The 1054-nt window shown below is 31.3% G+C and carries 2 protein-coding genes; both read right to left on the bottom strand.

Translation table 11 applies throughout. The features are described 5' to 3' along the window. Positions 1-229 precede the first annotated feature (229 nt). A complete protein-coding gene (locus DFQ09_RS18745; protein ID WP_068449010.1) occupies positions 230-586 on the bottom strand; it encodes a helix-turn-helix domain-containing protein in 357 nt (118 codons plus the stop codon). A gap of 2 nt (positions 587-588) precedes the next feature. After that, complete coding sequence (locus DFQ09_RS18740) at positions 589-882, bottom strand: type II toxin-antitoxin system HigB family toxin (RefSeq protein WP_054729199.1); 294 nt, start codon at positions 880-882, stop codon at positions 589-591. Positions 883-1054 lie beyond the last annotated feature (172 nt).

Below are 1054 nucleotides of genomic sequence, written 5' to 3'. Positions count from 1 at the left end.
CGTAGTAAAAAGAGGAACACCTTATGTCGTTCTTCAGCAATATGCAGCCTAAAAAATAAAACTAAATATTACTAGGATTTGATCTTGGAATACGTGTATGGTTAGTTGCGTGGTTAAGCAACTAAGTTAATAAACATTTACGAACCCGTGAATATTCCGCAGGAATATTCGCAAGTAGGGAAGAATAAAGCAATTAATTATACACGGTGTTGCCAACTGGCTTTTTTAATTAATAATCTTGAATTAAAACTTCAGTAGGGATATGTAGAGTAGTGTTGAGTTTTCTAATCATATCTAGAGTCAGTTTTCTTTTTTTATTCAAAATTTCGCTAACTCTGCTTTTAAATCCAACAACTTCTGCTAAATCCTTTTGTTTCATTCCCATTTGTTCCATTCGGAATTTAATTGCTTCTATTGGGTCAGGCATTCCGATTGGGAATTGTTCATTTTCATATCTATCAATCAAAATTGACAGGATTTCCAATTCGTCTCCATCTTCCGTTCCTTTTTTTGCATCAAAAATTTCCTCAAGTCTGTTGAGTGCGTTTTGATAGTCTTTTTCGTTTCTAATTGGTAATATTTTCATAATTAGATATTATTTGCGTCAATTTTATCATATTCAGCGTGAGTTCCGATAAATCTTATCCAGCATATTCCGTACTCAAAATTAAATTTTACAATCAAGCGATAATTATTACCTTTAATATTGTAAACAATTCGATTGTCTTTTAAAATACTAGCACTCGGATATTCACTTTTTAATTCGTTAATATTGTTCCATTCGGATTTTTCAGTTTCTCTATACCACGATTTTAATTGTTCTTCACAATCAGCGTGTTTTTCCCAAAAATCTCGTAAAGTTCGTTTTGCGATTACTCTCACATTATAATTGTTTGACGCAAAGATAATAAAAAAAGTTACCAATTTGGTAATTAGTTCGTTTTTTTTAGCTTGTTGGCAACGTGTTTCTTTAGTTTGTAATAAATATCTTTATATAGAAAAAGAGGAGAACTATAACGTGTTTTAGATTAGTGATCCCTTACACGTACGAGTC

Source organism: Winogradskyella pacifica (assembly GCF_003386275.1).
In the GTDB taxonomy this organism is placed as follows: Bacteria; Bacteroidota; Bacteroidia; order Flavobacteriales; family Flavobacteriaceae; genus Winogradskyella; species Winogradskyella pacifica.
Note: the sequence above shows the minus strand (reverse complement) of the source record. Positions and strands in the feature narration are given on the sequence as shown.

Bases quoted from the DNA above. Each gene is read 5' to 3' on its own strand.
- DFQ09_RS18745 (WP_068449010.1), bottom strand. From the start codon at position 586: ATGAAAATATTACCAATTAGAAACGAAAAAGACTATCAAAACGCACTC.